Below are 18,051 nucleotides of genomic sequence, written 5' to 3' on the forward strand. Positions count from 1 at the left end.
ACAGCTTTTGCAAAGAAAGCAGTGAAAGGGTCACGCATGGAATCTTCGGAAGTCGCTTACTTAGCCGGTGGTTGTTTTTGGGGTATGGAAGACCTTATCCGTAAGGAACCCGGCGTACTTGAAACTCAAGTTGGCTACATGGGTGGAGACACTGCTAACGCCACTTACATTCAAGTGAAGACAGGCACGACGAACCATGCAGAGACGGTGAAAGTTGTATTTGATCCCAATAAGTTAAAATTTGAAGACTTGCTTTTGTTCTTCTTTAAGATCCATGATCCAACAACAAGCAATCGCCAAGGCAACGATATTGGAACCCAATACCGCAGCGCTATCTTTTACACTTCAGACAAACAAAAAGAAGCCGCAGAAAAGATTAAAGAGAAAGTTGATAAATCTGGAGCCTGGGGAAAACCCGCCACTACTCAGATCGTCAAAGCCGGTGAATTTTGGAATGCCGAAGATTATCACCAAGATTATTTGGTGAAAAATCCAGGCGGCTATACCTGCCACTTTGAAAGAAAACTGCAGTTCTAGGTTCTAGATTACAATAGCAGAAGCACTGATTCTTTTTCGTGCAATATCGAAATAGAACCAGTATTCGGGGGCAATATGAACGTCGCCGGACGAATTATTTTTTTAATTATTTTTGTTTTCTGTTCTTTTGTTAGTGCGAAGGAAATTAAAGCGCATGTACCAGAGAAGCTTCTGTTAACGACGAACTATTGGTGTCCGTATGTTTGCGATCCAACTTCAGAACGTCCTGGATATGTGATTGAAGTTTTGCGCCTTATCTATTCTAAAAAAGACATTCAGCCAGAGTTCTTAGTTACAAGCTGGGCCAGGGCGATGGCTGAAGTAAAAGAAAACCGAATTGCCGTTCTTGTTGCTGCAACTGCAAAGAGTTCACAAAAGCTCATTCGATCACGACACGCTATAGGGATTCAGCGTATGGGTTTTTATACTCTTGCTGATTCCAACTGGCTTTTTCGGGGCATAAAATCCCTTGAACATAAAAAAGTCGGCATCATCAACGGGTATAGCTACGGTGAAGCCCTTGATATGTTTATCGAATACAAAAATAAATCATTGATTCCGATCTCGGGCGAGAAACCTATTGAACAGATTTTAAAAATGGTTGAATCACGCAGACTTGATGCCGTCGTAGAAGAAACATTAGTTCTTAAAGATACGATGGATAAACTCGGCTTTCCTTCAACGAAACTTCGCTTTGCTGGATGGGTGGATACGACAAATCCAATGCTGTATCTAGCATTCTCACCAGACAATCCAGAGTCTGCTCGTTATTTAGAAATTTTTGAAACAGGCATCAGCGAATTACGCCGTACAGGAGAGCTTCAACGTATTTTGAAAAAGTACGGAACTGAAGATTGGGAAAAAATTAAATTCAAAAGTCTTTAAATTTTATTACCGTGGACAAAATCCGTTACATCTTTTCGCCGGTTTTTTTATAACTTAAGATCGTAATTTGTTTGCCTAAAATTACATGTCCGAAATGACGCTGATTTTTGCGTGCAACATGCTAAACAGCAAAGTATTTCAATGAAGTAAGTTAATAAGGAGAGGGGAAACCTTATGAAGCTAACATCACTGATATTCTTTGTTGTTGCCATTATAGCTCTATTAAATGACTTCGCATTTGCGCAAAACACTGCGGAAGTACGCGAAACTCTTTCAATTAAATCGGATTATTGGTGCCCATATGTCTGCGATCCAAATTCGGACCGCCCTGGCTACATGGTGGAAGTCGCTCGTCACATTTTTGATAAACACAATATCTCTGCTGACGTTTCTTTGACGAACTGGATTCGTGCAATCAAGGACACCCGTGTAAATAGAGCCCAAGGACTTATCGGTTCTGCCAAAACGGATGCCCCAGATTTTGTATTTCATAACAAAGCTCTTGGCGTTTCTCGCTCGGCTTTTTTCACACGAAAAGATTCTACCTGGGTCTATAAAGGACGCAAATCCCTGCAGAACATGCGTATTGGAATTATCAATGGCTATTCCTATGGAACAAGCATTGATAAAATGATCTCTGCCCGTCACAAATCTTTTATTCCTTTTTCTGGCGATAGACCCTTGGATCAAGTGCTGAAAATGATTAAAAGCGGTCGCCTGGACGCCTTTATTGAAAATCCAATCGTCTTACATAGTGTCGTGAAAGAAAGAAAAATGAATGTTGATAGCCTGAAGGCCGCGGGCTGGGTGAAAAGCGATCAGCCATTCTTGTATTTAGCTTTGTCACCAGCCAATCCCAATGCAAATCAATATGCAGAAATGATGGATCGAGGCATTGAAGAAATGCGCCGAAGCGGAGAGCTTCAACGCATTTTAGATAAATATGGATTGGAAGATTGGGAAAAATCGAAGATGTCCCTAGGAGCTGTGAATAATCTTAGCACCGGTTTGCTCAAGAGCCCGCTTGATCTTTTCAACATGTTCTATACTGGAAGTCTCTAAAACAAAATCAATACGCGTTTCACGTAAAGAAAGACCTTTAGAAACGCGGTCGTGGCGGACTTCTAAGATATTAGCCTTTTCATTGGCAATGGCTTGAGTCAGGCGACTTAAATTTCCCGGAAGATCATCCACAATCACTGACATCTCATAAAGACGCCCGCGTAATATCTGACCGCGGTCGATGATTTTAGAAACGATATTCAAGTCAATATTACCACCGCTGATAATCACGCAGCACTGTTTGCCTAAATTCAAATTTCTGGACATTGCAGCGGCCATGGCTGCGGCCCCTGAACCTTCAGCCACCGTTTTTGCTCTTTCCATCAAGAACACGATCGCTTCTGCAATCTCGTCATCGCTGACTGTCACGACTTCATCTACGTAGTTAGAGATGAAGCTATCGTACATAATTTGCGATGGATTTTTAATCGCGATACCGTCAGCAATCGTAGGTGATCTTTTCACATTGGTGAGCGGTTCTTTTTTAAATAAGTGAGCCATTCCCGGGGAACGATCACTTTGCACGCCAATGATGCGAACTTTCGGATTCAGCGTCTTAGCTGCTAGGGCAATACCGCTGATCAATCCGCCACCACCGATTGGAATAATGATGGTATCTAGATTTGGAAGTCTTTCCATGATCTCAATACCGATGGTCCCCTGCCCTGCGATCACGTGGGGATCTTGATAGGGATGAACGAACGTATAACCGTTTTCTGATTCTAATTTTTTAGCGTATTCAAAAGCTTCATCGTAAATCTCGCCCTTAAGGACTACGTTTGCACCGTAAGCACGCGTCGCTGAAGCCTTACTGATAGAAGCATTTTCAGGCATGACGATTGTCGATTTAACACCAGCAAGGCTTGCTGAAAGCGCGACACCTTGGGCATGGTTACCGGCAGAACTTGCCACGACCCCGCGGGCCTTTTCTTCTGGAGTTAGATTGCTGATTTTATTAAACGCTCCACGGAATTTAAAACTTCCAGTGCGCTGAGTGTTTTCAAATTTAAAATAGACTTCAGAGTTAAGTAATTTGCTGGCGCTGGTAGAATGGCTAAGTTCTGTATTGTTAATGACGTCTTTTAGAAGCTCGCGTGCTTTCTCGATATCTGCGAAGGTAACTTTCATGGCTAAACTAAGACTCCCAGTACACCGTTAATCCCACAATCGGGGGATACTCTTTCAATGGAAGTTTCGACTCCGTCGCCGCTTTCACGCTAGAGTAAAGATCTGTGGTTTGCAGACCCAAGGCCTTACTTTCGTCGAAAAAATAAAAGGGTGCAAGATGCTTTCCGCAACATTCACAGGTGGTCACAAGCTGAGATTCAGCGCTATTCACCGTGTGACATCTATGACAAACACGATAGTGTGTAGATGTGGCCATTAGGGCCTCCCTCTTTCTAATATTTTAAGATTTCGAAAGGGACGTAGCAAGGCCCAGTCTCAAAGCGAGTCACATATCCACATTGACTCCGCGCGTCTTTTCGGAAGAGAGCGATGGATCAAAAGGGTCCATATGCAAGGCGGAAGACTCTTCCCGCAGCGCAGGCGTAGCAGCGCTACGTCGGAGAGAGGACAAGAGGATTCCAACGCAGTCAGATGGGCCCTTTTCATCCATCGCGGTATAAGGTAGTTTAGTGACTTGCTGAAAGGGATTCACTTAATGGAAACTACGCAGGTTAAGACGCTATTTAGAGAGACTGATAAGTATATCGATAAAGTTGTTCACATGTCGGGTTGGGTTCGTAAGATCCGCGACCAAAAAAACTTCGGTTTTATTGAGCTCAATGACGGTACTTTCTTTAAAGGCGTGCAGGTAGTTTTCGACACCAATCTTTCAAACTTTGAAGATGTAGCAAAACTAACAATCGCATCTTCCATAATTGTCACTGGTAAAGTTGTAAAATCCCAAGGTGGCGGTCAGTCTTTTGAAGTGTTAGCAAGCGAAGTTAAAGTCGTGCAAAAAGCGGATGCTGCTTATCCTTTGCAAAACAAAAGACACAGCTATGAGTTCTTGCGTGAAATTGCTCACTTAAGATCTCGCACGAATACTTTCTCTGCAGTTTTCCGTGTGCGCTCTGTGCTTTCTTATGCGATTCACAAATTCTTCCAAGATCAAGGTTTCGTGTACGTGCACACGCCAATCATTACTGGCTCTGATGCTGAGGGTGCTGGTGAAATGTTCCGTGTGACAACTTTGAAGTTGGATAAACCACCACGCAAAGAAGATGGCACTATTGATGCTTCCCAAGACTTCTTTGGTAAAGAAACAAACTTAACCGTAAGTGGCCAGCTGAATGGTGAAACATTCTGCGCGGCTTTCCGTAACATCTATACTTTCGGTCCTACATTCCGTGCGGAAAATTCAAATACTTCACGTCATGCTGCTGAGTTCTGGATGATCGAGCCAGAGATCGCATTTGCGGATCTTTCTGCTGATATGGAGTTAGGCGAAGCGATGATCAAGTACATCATCCGCTATGTGATGGAACAATGCCCAGAGGAAATGGAATTCTTTAGCCAGTTCGTTGAAAAAGGTCTGTTTGATAAATTAAACAACGTTCTAAACAGCGAATTCGGTCGTGTGACTTACACTGAGGCTGTCGATATCTTGCAAAAATGCGGTAAGAAATTCGAATACCCAGTTCAGTGGGGTATCGACTTGCAGTCAGAGCACGAAAGATACCTAGCTGAAGAACACTTTAAAAAACCTGTGTTCGTAACTGACTATCCAAAAGACATTAAAGCTTTCTACATGAAGTTAAACGAAGATGGTAAAACCGTTCGTGCGATGGACTTGTTAGCCCCAGGCATCGGTGAAATCATTGGTGGATCTCAACGTGAAGACAACCTAGAGCTTCTTGAAAAACGCATGAAGGAAGTGGGCTTGCATCCAGAAGAATATTCTTTCTATTTGGATCTGCGCCGTTATGGAAGCTTCCCGCACGCGGGCTTCGGTTTGGGCTTTGAGCGTATGTTGATGTACGTAACTGGTATGACAAATATCCGTGACGTTATTCCGTTCCCAAGAACACCAAAGAACGCTTTGTTCTAGAAGTGCCTGCTTCTTTTTACGGTTGCGCCGCAACAAAAAAGCCGGGTTCTCCCCGGCTTTTTTTATTTTGAACTTAGTTTTTTTCTGATCTCTTCAAGTTGCTTTTCGTGATTATCTAAGCGGGCTTTCAGTGCTTCATTTTCCGCTTTTACTTTTTGATTTTCTAACTCTAAAGCTTTTAATCTATGGTCATCGCCTTGTTGGCCTTTAATCACTAGTGCGTAAAGTTCTTTGATGGACTTCACGATCGGTGCGATCAGCTCAGAATAGTTAACTCCATAGTATTCAGATTCTTTTACTATCGCCGCAGGTTTTTCAGATGCTGTTGTACGCTTGATCTTTTGTTCTAAGTCTTGCGCGATGAAACCCCAGTGAGTTTTTGCATCCGCATTGTCTTTTTCTTTTTTCCATTTATACGAAACAGGCTCAAGACTTGTGATGAAGTTTAAGCCTTGTGGAATTTCTTTGATCTCTGTTTTTAAGCGACCGTCAGAAGTTTGAATTGTACCATTAGAAGAATAGACTGCGCTCCAACGGTGGGTTGAATCCCCTAGCGAAAATGTCCCATCCGTTTCAGGTCTTAACATGGACCCTGTCATCACTCCACCGGTGAAATCATTACCATAATTGATTATCAATATATTCCCAGCATTCTTAACTAACGCCCTTGAAGTACCCGAGTTACCGCGGCTGGTTTGATCATTATTGCCTAAAATAAAATCGAAGGAACCATTGATGAGTGTAGTACCGCGAATCGTTCCAGCTACATCTAAGTGGTAACTTGGTGTCGAGTCATTAATCCCAACATATCCCGACGAAGCAATTCTTACTCTTTCAGCTAAAGTAGTTCCGTTATTGGTTTCAAAACGTATGTGTGCAGGTGTTGCTCCCACCGACCATGCGGCAGTGGGGTCGGTATAAGCACGAATCGTAGCCCCGGATACAAGACCCGATCCGTTATGACCACTCAGAATAAGACCACCGATATTATCGCTTGCCTGAATGGCTGTTGGGGCAGTTAGAGTTCCACGCGCGCGCTTAAATAAGACCGCTGGAGTTGCAGATGCCGAGAAAGTACGGATGTTAATATCATCGTAAAGATCGCCAGCGTTATTATTCACGATATCAAGTGCCACGATCGGATCATTAGTATTAAGACCTAAAAAGCCTTCTGAAGATAAACGCATTTTTTCAGAAGTGGAAGTGAGAGTTCCAGTTCCAGAATTAGTTCGGAAAACTAAATCGCCAGGAGCTGAAGTTCCTGTCCAAGTCGCTGCTGGCACAGAGGTAATAATAGCAGCTGTTCCCACATCAGTGGTCGTTGCATAACCACTAAAGATAACATTACCTAAATAATCTTCTGCCGCAGCAGCTGTTTTACTTGCCGTCGTGCCACGGGATTTTAGAAATTGTAAGCCTGCCGCATTAGTGCTTTCTTCGTTACGTTCAAACAAAGCTGAAGAATCATTATAGGTTTCTCCCTGAACATTGAATCTGACTGAAGGTGATGTAGTACCTAAACCGAAAAATCCAGATCCATCCACTGTCATTCTTGCAGTGTTGTTGGTCTTTAGTGTGAAGGTATTATTATCATTCGTGCCAAGCACAGCTGCTACACCGAAGCTGTTCCCACCATTGATGAAAGCGCCATCGGCACCCGTTTTTGGAAGATCAGCTGAAGCTAAAGCGCGGAACGTCGGTGCGCCCGAAGATCCGTTTGGTGAAGCAAAAAACGAATTCGCAGCCGGAGTACCAAAGCTGACAGCCGAACTAGAAACCGCAATATTTGTACAAGTATAACTGTCAGTGCCCGACACCCACGTCAAAGTTTGGGCGGCAGTACAGTTGGTTGGGAAAAATTGCGCATTCCCCGCAGCTGTAGAGCGAATATCAGTGATGTTAATATATCCTGGCGCCCAATTTGTTCCGTTATATTTGAAGAAATTATTAGTGGCAGTCGGCGCTGTTGCAACAACGCCGGTATTTTGAATTTTTCCAACCAACGTAGCGCCCGTATTAGAGATCGTAACGTCTCCTGCAGGAGTTACTGCCGTGGCCACATTTGAAGCATTACCAATCCGAATCTGCCCGTTATTCAAAGCTGTAGTCTGACCATTGATAGAAGACAATGTTGTCCACGATAAATTCCCAGAGCCATCATTGATCAAAAACTGATTTGCAGAGCCTTGTGCTGTCGGAAATTTGACGGCGTAGCTTGTTGAAACTGTGGTTGGCGCTTGCAGGGTTACAGTGTTTGAACCCGAATCTCTAAGAACCGTACTGCTTAATGAAGCAGTACCCGCAACGAAATTTCCGGAAGCATCACGTTTTACAATCGCTGAAGCTGTATTTGCGTTGGTCGCAGCATTCGCTAGAACAGTTGCTGCATTGATATTGGCAGCTGTAGAGCCACCAACAGAATTTACGGTCGCAGCCACCGAACCGGTTCCTGAAGCTGACACATCGCCTGTCAAAGAATTGATGGCAACACCCGTGCTGCTGACCCATGAAAGATTTCCAGAAGTATCACCAGAAAGAATTTGTCCATTCGCTGCAGGCAAAGCTTGTGGAAGTTTTAGGGTATAACTTGCACCAATCGCAGTTGTCGGGCCTGTGATTTTAATTGTGTTTGTAGGTGATCCTGTTGGACTGCGAATATAAACGCTGTCTGAGTAAACATCAGTACCATTCAAAGTCGAAGCGGTCACTGAGGCCACCGTCAAAGCGGCCGTATTTTTAATTCCACTTCCATCAAGTGAAATCGCAGTACAAATAAATCCACCTGCTGGCGAAACGAACGTCAAAGTTTCATCAGCATCGCAGATAGCAAATTGACTGTAGGTTGGAACATTTGACAGCGACGTCGATAAGCCTGTGATATCTGCAGTCACAAGTTTAGCCGGAACCCATTCACTAGCAGTTGCATCATAGCGTAAGGTTTGACCCGTCCCCGACGGTCCCGTTGATGAAACTGTAGCTCCGCGAATTTTTGCAACACTAGGATTTGGATATGTTCCGGATAAGTCACCACCCGCTGCACCAGTCGGTGCACGAGCATCAGTGAAACGCGCATCATTACCTGCTGCCACTGTGTTTGCTGCAGTCCCTACGTTTAAAGTAACTACGGGCGCTGTTGTGGTATTCACTACCGAGATATATGCATTCGCTGAAGTGACTGAAGTCACTGTACCGCCATTAGCTCCACTCACACCGGTACAAGATAGCATCGATCCATCCCAGCTTAGAAAAGTTCCTGCAACACATGTTGGTAAGCCCACTTTCAAAAGAAAGTCACTTGCGGTGTATGTTCCAAGTTTAGCAGCCGAACTAGCAAAACCCGCAAAAGGAACAGAGCGAATGACAGAGTCTGGAGAAATTTGTTTCCAACCTATTCCATCCCAAAACTGAACTCTAAGCACTCGGCCTTGATCCGCAACCGGTACATAGCAGTTCGGATTGTTTGAACCTTTGCAGTAGTAAGGAGTTGAATTATTAAAAGCACTTAGCAAATTGAAATTTAAAACGTAGGCAGCATCCAATACTTGTATGTTGGCGTCTGGAAAAACTTTGGTGCCGTTACCGATTGGTACATCAAACACACCTTTTGAACCTGACATATCGACAAAGCCAGAAAGTTCTTCATAGATCACGTATTGCCCTGTCGGATCCATAATCTTGAAGGCAAATTGCACTTGCGAATATTCAAGTGGGCTTCCATCAGCTTTTATAATGCGACCTTGATAAGTGAGAGATTGAGGAGAAGCGTTTGCATTAGTAAGAGCTACTAAAAACACAATAAGAAATAACGTGCTTTGAAATATGTTTTTCATACCTAACTTATCGGAAAATATGGGTAATTATTTAATTAAATCGAAAAAAAGTTTCATGCTTTTTCATTCCCAAATTTCTTCTTAAGAGAGGTTTTTCTCATTCTGAACCATTTCTATTTAACTTCTGTGGGATAACTCTTTAAAAAATGTATGTAACAGTAATGTGCCCCCATAAAAGACGATTCGGAAGTCCGGAGAGGGAACAGGAAAAACGTCTAGATTCTTTTGGTTTTCTCATAGATTGAACTAAATGCTCCGACAAGAAATTGTAGGGGTAACTATTTTGAGTTTATTCAGCCGTTGCTTACACATCTTTTTAGCTGTTTTGATTTTTTCTAGTTCCGCTTTCGGGGCCTGGGAAGAACTGCAAGACCTTGTCGTTACAGGTGATCTGAACGGTCGCTCCTCTTTGGATTTCCGCAAGAAAGCTCGCAATGTGCAATTCTTAGTGCCACAAGGTTCTGAAGGAACTGTTGTTGAAACAAGAAAACTAGCGAAAACGGGTTCGTACGGAATCAAAGTACGTCTTACTAAAGTTGGCGAAAGCAAAGCGAAAAACCTTCCTAAAGTCGGCGACGAAACTTGGGTTTACTTTTCGCAAAAAGATCCATGGTTAACTTTAAAAGATAAAGAGGGCGCTGAAGTTCAAGACCCTGAAGTGGCTTTAACTTCTAAAGCTATCAAAGATGGCGAAGGTCTACCAGCGGAAGGGACAGTGACTCCGCACCTTCCAACAAAAGATGAAGTTCTGCGCGAACAAAAGCCAGAACCAGCTCCAGTTTCTGAAGATCCTAATTTAGCGAAAAATTCTGATCCAACTAAAACGGAAGGGTCTTTCTGTGCGGAGTGTTCAACCACTCAGCCAGGAACCACAGAACAAAATCGCAAGGACATCGGCGAAGTGGCAAAGGAAGTTGATAGCACTCCCCGACCACAGCCTCGTCCGCAGGTCGCAGATATTCCTTCAGAAAAATGGAAAAACTTTCCGTCGGTGGCTCGTTATTCAACTAGCAGATCGGTTGAAAAATCCATCAAATACGGAATGCGCAACAAAGAAGCGCGCTCTAAAAAACTTTGTTACCGCTACGTGAAGCGCGCGATCTTAGGTGGTGACTTGGTAAATGACTATTTACCAGGAGCAAAAGCCGTTAATGCTGTCGGTGATTTAAAACGCCGTGGCTTCATCAATATGATGGAAGATCCAAGATATAAGAAACTTATCAAAAATCCCCAGGACGCTCCGAAAGGTGCTATCCTTGTTTACAGACATGGAACCGACAGAAAACATGCGGGCCATGCTGAAATTAAAACTGATTGGGGATCTAAGGGTGGCTACGTCAGTGATTTCTATAGACCGACTTCAAGACCGCTATACAATCGTGTTTTAGTCGGCGTGATGATTAAGGAGTAATCATGAAAAAATTCTTAGCTTTATCCTTAATATTCTTTCTTGGTTTTTCCGCGAGCGCTCAAAACTTATCTGAGGCTTTGAAAAAATTAAAAACTTATTCTGTTAGCGACGTAACTGTATCAACGAAAAACAGCGATGAACAAGTCGGCAAAAAAACAGCAGAGATGCTTTTAACTATCGATAAGACCGTGCAGTTGATGTTGAAAGAAAAACCAACTCAAGAGCTTTACCAAGAATTACTTAGAGTAGCCGCAATTTCATTCGAAGGCGACCCATCTGAAGCTGCAGGCGAATTACTAGTGCCGCTGTATAAAAGAAATAAAAAAGATTTCGAAAGCGCCCTAAAAAAACTGCCCGCGAAAGATGCAGCAGCCATCAAAGAATCCATAAAAAACTCAGACCGCGAATATTCCGAAGGCAACGGCTAACTACACCAAACAGAAGCAGTCAAAATGCCCCAGTCGCAAGGCGGAGGGGGTTTCCCGCAGCGCAGGCGTAGTAGCGCTACGTCGGAGCGAGGACAAACCCATTCCAACGCAGTCGAATGGGGTATTTTCACCGCTTCCCCAATCGAAGAACCTATTCAGCAGAAGCGATATCGATAAATGATTTAACTTCTAGTGATGCGCCACCTACTAGGAAGCCATCGACGTGAGGGATTTTGATCAGTCCACCTGCATTATCTGGTTTTACACTGCCACCATATAGAATCGGGCTTTCTTCAAAACCTAGTTTTGTAAGAATGGCGTAGACATCCGCGTGTGTTTCTTCCACTTGTGATGGAGTCGCCACTTTCCCCGTTCCTATCGCCCATACTGGTTCGTAGGCAATCACTAGCGGTTTTGTTTTGTCAGCTTTAGCCAAACCGTAATGAAGCTGTTCATCTAAAACTTTGTAAGTTTTTAGATCTTCACGCTCTTGCAAAGTTTCACCAATGCACAACATAGGTGTTAAACCTAAAGATTGAACGTAAGCCACTTTATCTGCGATCAAAGTATCATTTTCGCCAAAGATTTTACGGCGTTCACTGTGACCGATTAAAACGTAAGTTCCACCCAAGTCTTTAAGAACTTGAGCTGAGTTTTCACCAGTAAAAGCGCCTTGCGCGTGGGAATAACAGTTCTGCGCACCAAACTTAACAGCAGAACCTTGCAGCGTTGTGCTTGCCGCTTCTAACGAAATCGCAGAAGGGAAAAATACCAATTCCCCTTTTGCTTTTCCCGCAACTTCTTTAAATTGAGTAAAGAACTCTCGGGTTTCTTTAGGACTTTTAAAAAGTTTCCAGTTAGCGGCAAAGATTTTTTTCATGTTAGTTCCCTGTGTAGCTGATTAAAAGACCGGTAGAACTTCCTAGTAAGACAATGGCAGTTAAAGTCATGCCGAGGAATCTTCCCAGGTGTGGCAAATGGCTTGAATACAATCCCCACGCATGGAAGACCCTGGACAAAACCAAACTGATCCAAAGGAAATGTAAAAATTCTGAAGGAGTTCGGTTGATTTCAAGGATGACCAACATCAAAGACAATAACGGCACATATTCAGCGAAATGTCCGTGCATGCGAATAATTTGGGTCATTTTTTGATTTTGCCCGCCCCCGATAGGAACGCGGAACTTCCAACGGTGAACAATCACGTTCACCGTCAAAGCAAAAAACATCAAACCCAGAATTCCTAGATACAAAAGCCCGATGTGAACCTTGGGAGTGAAAAAATTCATAATTATCTCTTAGATCTTAAGATCTCTAAACCTGGAAGTTTATCACCTTGAAGATATTCAAGGGAGGCACCACCACCTGTAGAGATGTGAGTCATTTTGTCAGCAAAACCAGACGCTTCTGCTGCAGCTGCTGAATCACCACCACCGACGATTTTTGTAGCATTGCTTTCAGCGATCGCTTTAGCCACACCGAAAGTGCCTTTTGAAAACGCAGGATTTTCAAAGATGCCCATGGGACCATTCCAGAAAATAGTTCCAGCTTCCATCAAAGCTGCTGTGTAAGAACGAAGGGTTTGAGGCCCAATGTCTACACCCAACTCATCTTCAGAGATAACAACGTCTTTTGTCGTACGAGCGTTTGCAGTATCCGTGATACCCTTTGTCGCTACGTGATCCACTGGCAACAAGATTGTTTTGTTACGAGCTTCAATACGTTCAATCATTTCTTTTGCGTATTTAACTTTGTCGTTTTCAACCAAAGACTTACCAACTGGATGCCCCATCGCCTTAAGGAATGTGTACGCCATAGCGCCACCAATGATGAAGCCGTCAACAACGTCCATCAATCGTTCGATAACCGCGATCTTGTCAGAAACTTTCGCGCCACCCATAACAGCCAAGTAAGGGCGTTTTGGATTTTGCAATAGTGAATCAAGCATATTGATTTCTTTTTCAATCAAGAAACCAATACCTTTATCTTTCATCACTGACGGTAAAGCATGAATTGTCGCGTGCGCACGGTGGGAAGCACCGAAAGCATCGTTGATATAGATGTCAGTGTAGTTTGCGATTTTTTGTGCGAATTCGATGGAATCCTTAGTCTCCCCTTCTTCATAACGAACGTTTTCAAGAAGGATCAGCTGATTCTTTTTCAAAGATTGTAAAAGATGTTTAGGAGCATCTGAATCTGGGTCTTCAACCAGGATCACTTCCGCATTCAAGTGCTCTTGAAGACGTTTTGCCACAGGCTCTAAAGAATATTCTTTATCGTCTTTAGATTTTGGACGACCCAAGTGAGACGCCAAAACAAGTTTCGCGCCTTTTTCCATGCAATGTTTAATTGTAGGCAAAGAAGCGGTGATACGGTTTTCATCAGTGATCTTTCCGTTTTCCATTGGAACGTTCAAATCAAGACGCAAGAAAACCACTTTGCCATCAAGTTCAAAATCACGAACTGTTTTAATACCCTTTAGACCATTTGCCATAACGTACTTCCCTTAAGAAATAAAATCAAAAAAACTAAGACGAACGAGCGACCGCTCAAAATGGTTCAGCCGCAAGGCGGAGCGGACTTACCGCAGCGGAGGTGTGGCAGCGCCACATCGGAGCGAGGACATGGCCGATCCAACGCAGTCGGATGGGCCATTTTGTTGCGGGCTCCTGCCCTTACCCTCCTTCGGAGGGCTTCGCGAAGAAATGCCGTGATGGCATTTCTTTCAGCGGTTGCGATTATAGGCCTTTTGCGGCCATGTGCAAGGCTACGTCTACCATTCTGTTAGAGAAACCAGTTTCGTTGTCGTACCAAGAAAGCACTTTCACCATGCGCGGACCAACTACCATTGTGGAAGCAAGATCCACGATTGATGAATAAGGGCTGCCGTTGAAATCAACGCTCACTAGTTCGCCATGTTCTACTGCAAGGATGCCTTTCAATGCGCCTTTGGAAGCAGCGATCAAGGCTTCGTTCACAGATTCTCTAGTAACATCTTTTTTCGCAGTGAATGTGAAATCCACCAAAGACACGTTCGGTGTTGGAACGCGCACAGAGATACCGTCAATTTTACCTTTTAGTTCAGGCAACACAAGTCCTACGTTTTTCGCAGCGCCTGTTGTTGTCGGAATCATGCTCACCGCAGCAGCGCGGGCACGGCGCAAATCTTTGTGAGGAGCATCCAAGATTTTTTGGTCATTTGTGTAAGAGTGAACAGTCATCATAGTACCGTGTTCGATACCGAATGTTTCGTTCAAAACTTTAGCCAAAGGAGCCAAGCAGTTCGTTGTGCAAGAAGCGTTAGATACAACTTGGTGCTTAGATGGATCGTAGGCATCGTGATTGATACCGTAAACCATAGTTAGGTCAGCACCTTTTTCTGCAGGACCAGAAACCAAAACTCTTTTTGCGCCTGCATTGATGTGGCCCATGAACTCAGCTTTATCTTTAAATGCGCCAGTGCACTCAAGAACCAAGTCAACGCCAAGATCTTTCCAAGGAACTTCAGCTGGGTTGCGAGTTTTAGAAACCGCAATTTTTTTACCATTAACGATAAGGTTGTGACCTTCAGTAGAAACGTCACCTTTGAAAACGCCATGTGCTGAATCGTATTTTAGAAGATGAGCATCACCCTCGATGCTGTCTAGAGAGTTGATTCCGACGATATCTAGCTTTTCAAAACCAGCGCGGAAAAGTACACGACCAATACGACCAAAACCGTTGATGCCAACGCGTAACTTAGACATGATGTCTCCTTTTTTAAACCCCCACAATATCGACCCATCAGACGAAAAAAGCCAGTCTAGACATGGTCTGTCATAGACTGGCTTTGAGGGAAAAAAGGAAATTTTATTCCGCGAACTTGAGCTTAGTAACGAGAAACACTCAAAGAAGGGTAAGTTTCATTTGAGGTCACTTTTACGATGGCTTCAGCGTATCCGCCCATGGACTCAACACGAAGATCAATCGCAGTCACTCTGTCTGAACCTAGGTTTAGATTTGCAGAAGACAACGTCTGACCAGAGTACGCATTTTGAGTGTTCGTCAATTGGTAGACTTGAACGCGACGACCTGACTCTGTGTAAACAGTTGTGTCATGAACTTTTAGCCCTGCAGCCAAAACATAAACTTGGATGTTTTCTAAAGATACAGCTTGGTTCAAAGTCACACGGAACCATTCACCACCCGTACGACGAGTGATTTGGCTTAATTGCGTTTGACCTTCATAACCGTAACGGTTCACTGGCGGAGGTGGCGGAGGCAATGGACGGCTTGGTGCTGGAGGAGGAGCTGGGTTGTAACGAGGAGGTTCGTTATGGCGACCACCACCATTATGACGGCCACCACCGTTTCCACGACCATTGAATCTTACTTCTGTTTCGCGAGTTTCATACCAAGAACCATCTGGGCGAGAGCACGCAATACCGCGAGTTTCTTCAGTGGTACGACGGGTATAGATAACGCTTGTGTATTCACGGCATACTTCACCAGTGTAGATATTAGTACCTTCACGAACAGAAGTGAAACGACCGCGAGAACCTGTGCGTGAACCGTAGTTACGACCGTCCCAATCACAGTTCCCACCTTGGCGAAGCATGCGGTTTTGTGCATCGTTAATTGCACGACGATCCGCTTCGTCTAAGTCTTGACCTACTTTATTACCGATAATAGTTCCTGCGATCGCACCGATAGCGATAGCTGCTTTGTTACCATTACCTTTACCGATAGTGGAACCGACACCAGCGCCGATAATGCCACCAATAACGCTGCCGATGATTTCTTTATTCGCAAAGGCAGGGCTTGTATATTGTACAAGGCTGGTGACAATGAGTGATCCAATAATGAGGTTCTTTTTCATGGGAACTCCTTTAGGGTTTTAATAGTAAATCCGAATTCCGGTTATCCAAGTTCTGTGCCACCCTTTTTGGTGTCAAAAAGGCTCCTGGCGTGCTTTTGAAGCTTACAGGCCTGCCATGAACGAGTGCTTCCTTCACGCTGTCGGTTATTTTCTGAAATTCGCGGTTTTCCCTCGAGGCCTTATATTTGATTTAAGTTCTACTGTCTGAAGTTTAGACATTGAGTCCCTGGGTCATAATTTTATTTTTGTTGCTACCTTTCAAAGAAATCACCTGAAATCGATATTTCGGTGGGCTAGCGTTTTTGCTTCAAAGGAGTGACAAAATGGATCTAAGAAAACTCATGGCGGGTGTTTTAATTCTCTGTTCAGGCTGCGGCCTCGCAATACAAACCCACGAAAACCAAGATATTAGCGGCAATGGATCTATTATCAACGGCACCCCGGTTGAAGAAAGGGTTAGTGATGCCGCCAAATCCGTTGTCCTTATTGAAATGCACGATATCCAAGGTCGACCGCTTACCATTTGCACGGCGACCTTGATTGGTCCTAACACCGTCCTTACGGCGGCCCATTGTTTTGATAAGACTAGAATGCGCGCCTTTGGCGGTTTCAACGTGATCTTCACTAATAATTATTTAAAGACCTATGGCAATGCCTTGAAACTTAAGGGTTTAAGAATGGCCCTGCATGGCTCTTACAATTCCACAAAGATGTACGATCATGATATTGCTCTAGGCACTTTTAAAGGTGAAGTTCCAGAGGGATATGAACCTGTCGATTATGACTCTGACAAAGCAGCAAATTACGCCCATCAAACAGTTTATTCCTATGGCTTTGGAAAATCCCAAGACTACACAGGCAAACGTGGCGAAAGAGGTCACGAGTACGTGGGCGTACTTCACCGCGGAGTTTTAAAAGTCGCTGGAAACTATAACTCTTATTCCGACCGCTATTTTCTAGATCCCTCGACTTCTGTATTTATATGCTCTGGTGATTCAGGCGGACCGCAATTTTTCCATGAAGATGGAGTTTTAAAAGTTATTGGAGTTCATTCAGCCGTGTACGGCACAAAATTGGATAACGGGTTCACGAGCTGCAAGGGCCGTGGTCAAGTTACCAAGGTCGCCCCTTTTGCGCAGTGGATTCGCGAAACCGAATCTAAACTTCTTACCAACTGATTTTAGGGAACATCTTTAAGGCATTTTTACGAGTCTGCTCACAAAGCTCTTCTTCTGAAATGCCTTTTAGTTCAGCGACGAATTTAGCAGTGTGAATAACGTAGGCCGGTGTGTTCTTTTTCCCGCGCATGGGAATGGGCGCTAGAAAAGGAGCATCGGTTTCTACATGGATTCTATCTAAAGGCAGCATCTTTACGGTGCTACGTAAACTGTCGGCGTTTTTGAAAGTGACAACACCGCTGATAGAAATATTAAATCCGATATCCAAAGCTTGGCGAGCGAGCCATTCTGTACCCGTAAAGCAATGAATCAGACCATTCACCGAGCCTTTGAATTCTTTTAAAATTCCAATCGTGTCTTCTTCAGCATCACGCGTGTGAATTTCAACTGGCATTTTCGTGCGTTTAGCGATTTCAAGCTGAGCACGGAACGCATCTTGCTGTTCTTTACGTGGGGATTGATCATAGTAATAATCTAAGCCGATTTCTCCGACCGCGACCACGCAGGGTTCAACCACGTGTTCTTCGATAAATTTACCGGCAGCTTCGGTATAGACTTTGCCATCGTGGGGATGGACACCTAGGGTGCAATAAACATCGGGATAGTATTTACGAGCGATATCTAAAACGAGCTGATGATCACCAGGCTCAGTTCCGATAGTGATGATTTTTTTAACGCCCACAGATTTAGCGTTAGCGATCGCCGCTTCAACGCCTTCTTCGAGCATATTTAAGTGAGCGTGAATATCAATCCATTCCATACGGTCAGTCTACTCTACAACCGAAGCGGTGAAAAGGGCCACTTCGT

The 18,051-nt window shown here is 44.0% G+C and carries 16 protein-coding genes; 7 read left to right on the plus strand and 9 right to left on the minus strand.

Annotated features, from left to right (window positions below; translation table 11 throughout):
- Positions 1-36 precede the first annotated feature (36 nt).
- The 3 genes from msrA to MNR06_RS07460 all read left to right on the plus strand — a co-directional run bounded on the left by msrA (position 37) and on the right by MNR06_RS07460 (position 2,484).
- Positions 37-537, plus strand: coding sequence for a peptide-methionine (S)-S-oxide reductase MsrA (gene msrA / locus MNR06_RS07450; protein WP_243540594.1), 501 nt, complete (start codon positions 37-39; stop codon positions 535-537).
- Positions 538-612: 75 nt separating this feature from the next.
- Entirely contained in the window at positions 613-1,422 is an 810-nt protein-coding gene (locus MNR06_RS07455) for a substrate-binding periplasmic protein (RefSeq protein ID WP_243540595.1), read from the plus strand.
- A 174-nt stretch (positions 1,423-1,596) separates the two neighbouring features.
- Positions 1,597-2,484, plus strand: coding sequence for a substrate-binding periplasmic protein (locus MNR06_RS07460; RefSeq protein ID WP_243540596.1), 888 nt, complete (start codon positions 1,597-1,599; stop codon positions 2,482-2,484).
- Here the strand turns inward: MNR06_RS07460 and ilvA are convergent.
- On the minus strand, positions 2,401-3,612 hold the full coding sequence (gene ilvA, locus MNR06_RS07465) for a threonine ammonia-lyase (protein ID WP_243540597.1): 1,212 nt from the start codon (positions 3,610-3,612) through the stop codon (positions 2,401-2,403). The two genes, MNR06_RS07460 and ilvA, sit on opposite strands and share 84 nt — an antisense overlap.
- 7 nt (positions 3,613-3,619) lie before the next feature.
- Entirely contained in the window at positions 3,620-3,868 is a 249-nt protein-coding gene (locus MNR06_RS07470; RefSeq protein WP_243540598.1) for a hypothetical protein, read from the minus strand.
- 279 nt (positions 3,869-4,147) lie between these two features.
- Between MNR06_RS07470 and asnS the strand changes: the two genes are divergently transcribed.
- Positions 4,148-5,539, plus strand: a complete 1,392-nt coding sequence (gene asnS, locus MNR06_RS07475; protein WP_243540599.1) for an asparagine--tRNA ligase — start codon at positions 4,148-4,150, stop codon at positions 5,537-5,539.
- A gap of 62 nt (positions 5,540-5,601) precedes the next feature.
- Here the strand turns inward: asnS and MNR06_RS07480 are convergent, their stop codons facing one another.
- The gene (locus MNR06_RS07480) at positions 5,602-9,369 is read right to left on the minus strand and encodes a tail fiber domain-containing protein (RefSeq protein ID WP_243540600.1); all 3,768 of its coding nucleotides are present in this window, start codon (positions 9,367-9,369) and stop codon (positions 5,602-5,604) included.
- A gap of 283 nt (positions 9,370-9,652) precedes the next feature.
- Here MNR06_RS07480 and MNR06_RS07485 point away from each other — a divergent pair, with 283 nt between their 5' ends.
- Positions 9,653-10,780, plus strand: a complete 1,128-nt coding sequence (locus MNR06_RS07485; RefSeq protein WP_243540601.1) for a hypothetical protein — start codon at positions 9,653-9,655, stop codon at positions 10,778-10,780.
- A gap of 2 nt (positions 10,781-10,782) precedes the next feature.
- Entirely contained in the window at positions 10,783-11,208 is a 426-nt protein-coding gene (locus tag MNR06_RS07490) for a hypothetical protein (RefSeq protein WP_243540602.1), read from the plus strand.
- Positions 11,209-11,359: 151 nt separating this feature from the next.
- Here the strand turns inward: MNR06_RS07490 and tpiA are convergent, their stop codons facing one another.
- The 5 genes from tpiA to MNR06_RS07515 form a co-directional block, all read right to left on the minus strand.
- A complete protein-coding gene (tpiA, locus tag MNR06_RS07495; RefSeq protein ID WP_243540603.1) occupies positions 11,360-12,088 on the minus strand; it encodes a triose-phosphate isomerase in 729 nt (242 codons plus the stop codon).
- A 1-nt stretch (position 12,089) separates the two neighbouring features.
- Entirely contained in the window at positions 12,090-12,497 is a 408-nt protein-coding gene (locus tag MNR06_RS07500) for an MAPEG family protein (protein WP_243540604.1), read from the minus strand.
- Between the two features lie 2 nt (positions 12,498-12,499).
- On the minus strand, positions 12,500-13,702 hold the full coding sequence (locus MNR06_RS07505) for a phosphoglycerate kinase (RefSeq protein WP_243540606.1): 1,203 nt from the start codon (positions 13,700-13,702) through the stop codon (positions 12,500-12,502).
- A gap of 244 nt (positions 13,703-13,946) precedes the next feature.
- Positions 13,947-14,954 (minus strand): type I glyceraldehyde-3-phosphate dehydrogenase, encoded by a 1,008-nt coding sequence (gene gap / locus MNR06_RS07510; RefSeq protein WP_243540608.1) that lies wholly within the window; start codon positions 14,952-14,954, stop codon positions 13,947-13,949.
- A gap of 122 nt (positions 14,955-15,076) precedes the next feature.
- Positions 15,077-16,066 carry a beta-sandwich domain-containing protein gene (locus tag MNR06_RS07515; protein WP_243540610.1) on the minus strand — a complete coding sequence of 330 codons (990 nt, stop codon included), beginning with the start codon at positions 16,064-16,066 and terminating at the stop codon, positions 15,077-15,079.
- A gap of 323 nt (positions 16,067-16,389) precedes the next feature.
- On the opposite strand from MNR06_RS07515, the gene MNR06_RS07520 reads away from it, so the two are divergent.
- A complete protein-coding gene (locus tag MNR06_RS07520; RefSeq protein ID WP_243540612.1) occupies positions 16,390-17,244 on the plus strand; it encodes a S1 family peptidase in 855 nt (284 codons plus the stop codon).
- On the opposite strand, the gene MNR06_RS07525 is transcribed toward MNR06_RS07520, so the two are convergent.
- Positions 17,234-18,004 (minus strand): TatD family hydrolase, encoded by a 771-nt coding sequence (locus MNR06_RS07525; protein WP_243540614.1) that lies wholly within the window; start codon positions 18,002-18,004, stop codon positions 17,234-17,236. The two genes, MNR06_RS07520 and MNR06_RS07525, sit on opposite strands and share 11 nt — an antisense overlap.
- Positions 18,005-18,051 lie beyond the last annotated feature (47 nt).

The sequence above is a fragment of the Bdellovibrio reynosensis genome, from assembly GCF_022814725.1.
Lineage (GTDB): Bacteria > Bdellovibrionota > Bdellovibrionia > Bdellovibrionales > Bdellovibrionaceae > Bdellovibrio > Bdellovibrio reynosensis.

Coding starts and splice junctions, on each gene's coding strand:
- ilvA (WP_243540597.1), bottom strand. CDS start 3,612: ATGAAAGTTACCTTCGCAGATATCGAGAAAGCACGCGAGCTTCTAAAA.
- msrA (WP_243540594.1), top strand. CDS start 37: ATGGAATCTTCGGAAGTCGCTTACTTAGCCGGTGGTTGTTTTTGGGGT.
- tpiA (WP_243540603.1), bottom strand. CDS start 12,088: ATGAAAAAAATCTTTGCCGCTAACTGGAAACTTTTTAAAAGTCCTAAA.
- MNR06_RS07500 (WP_243540604.1), bottom strand. CDS start 12,497: ATGAATTTTTTCACTCCCAAGGTTCACATCGGGCTTTTGTATCTAGGA.
- asnS (WP_243540599.1), top strand. CDS start 4,148: ATGGAAACTACGCAGGTTAAGACGCTATTTAGAGAGACTGATAAGTAT.
- MNR06_RS07455 (WP_243540595.1), top strand. CDS start 613: ATGAACGTCGCCGGACGAATTATTTTTTTAATTATTTTTGTTTTCTGT.
- MNR06_RS07480 (WP_243540600.1), bottom strand. CDS start 9,369: ATGAAAAACATATTTCAAAGCACGTTATTTCTTATTGTGTTTTTAGTA.
- MNR06_RS07525 (WP_243540614.1), bottom strand. CDS start 18,004: ATGGAATGGATTGATATTCACGCTCACTTAAATATGCTCGAAGAAGGC.
- gap (WP_243540608.1), bottom strand. CDS start 14,954: ATGTCTAAGTTACGCGTTGGCATCAACGGTTTTGGTCGTATTGGTCGT.
- MNR06_RS07515 (WP_243540610.1), bottom strand. CDS start 16,066: ATGAAAAAGAACCTCATTATTGGATCACTCATTGTCACCAGCCTTGTA.
- MNR06_RS07520 (WP_243540612.1), top strand. CDS start 16,390: ATGGATCTAAGAAAACTCATGGCGGGTGTTTTAATTCTCTGTTCAGGC.
- MNR06_RS07460 (WP_243540596.1), top strand. CDS start 1,597: ATGAAGCTAACATCACTGATATTCTTTGTTGTTGCCATTATAGCTCTA.
- MNR06_RS07505 (WP_243540606.1), bottom strand. CDS start 13,702: ATGGCAAATGGTCTAAAGGGTATTAAAACAGTTCGTGATTTTGAACTT.
- MNR06_RS07470 (WP_243540598.1), bottom strand. CDS start 3,868: ATGGCCACATCTACACACTATCGTGTTTGTCATAGATGTCACACGGTG.
- MNR06_RS07490 (WP_243540602.1), top strand. CDS start 10,783: ATGAAAAAATTCTTAGCTTTATCCTTAATATTCTTTCTTGGTTTTTCC.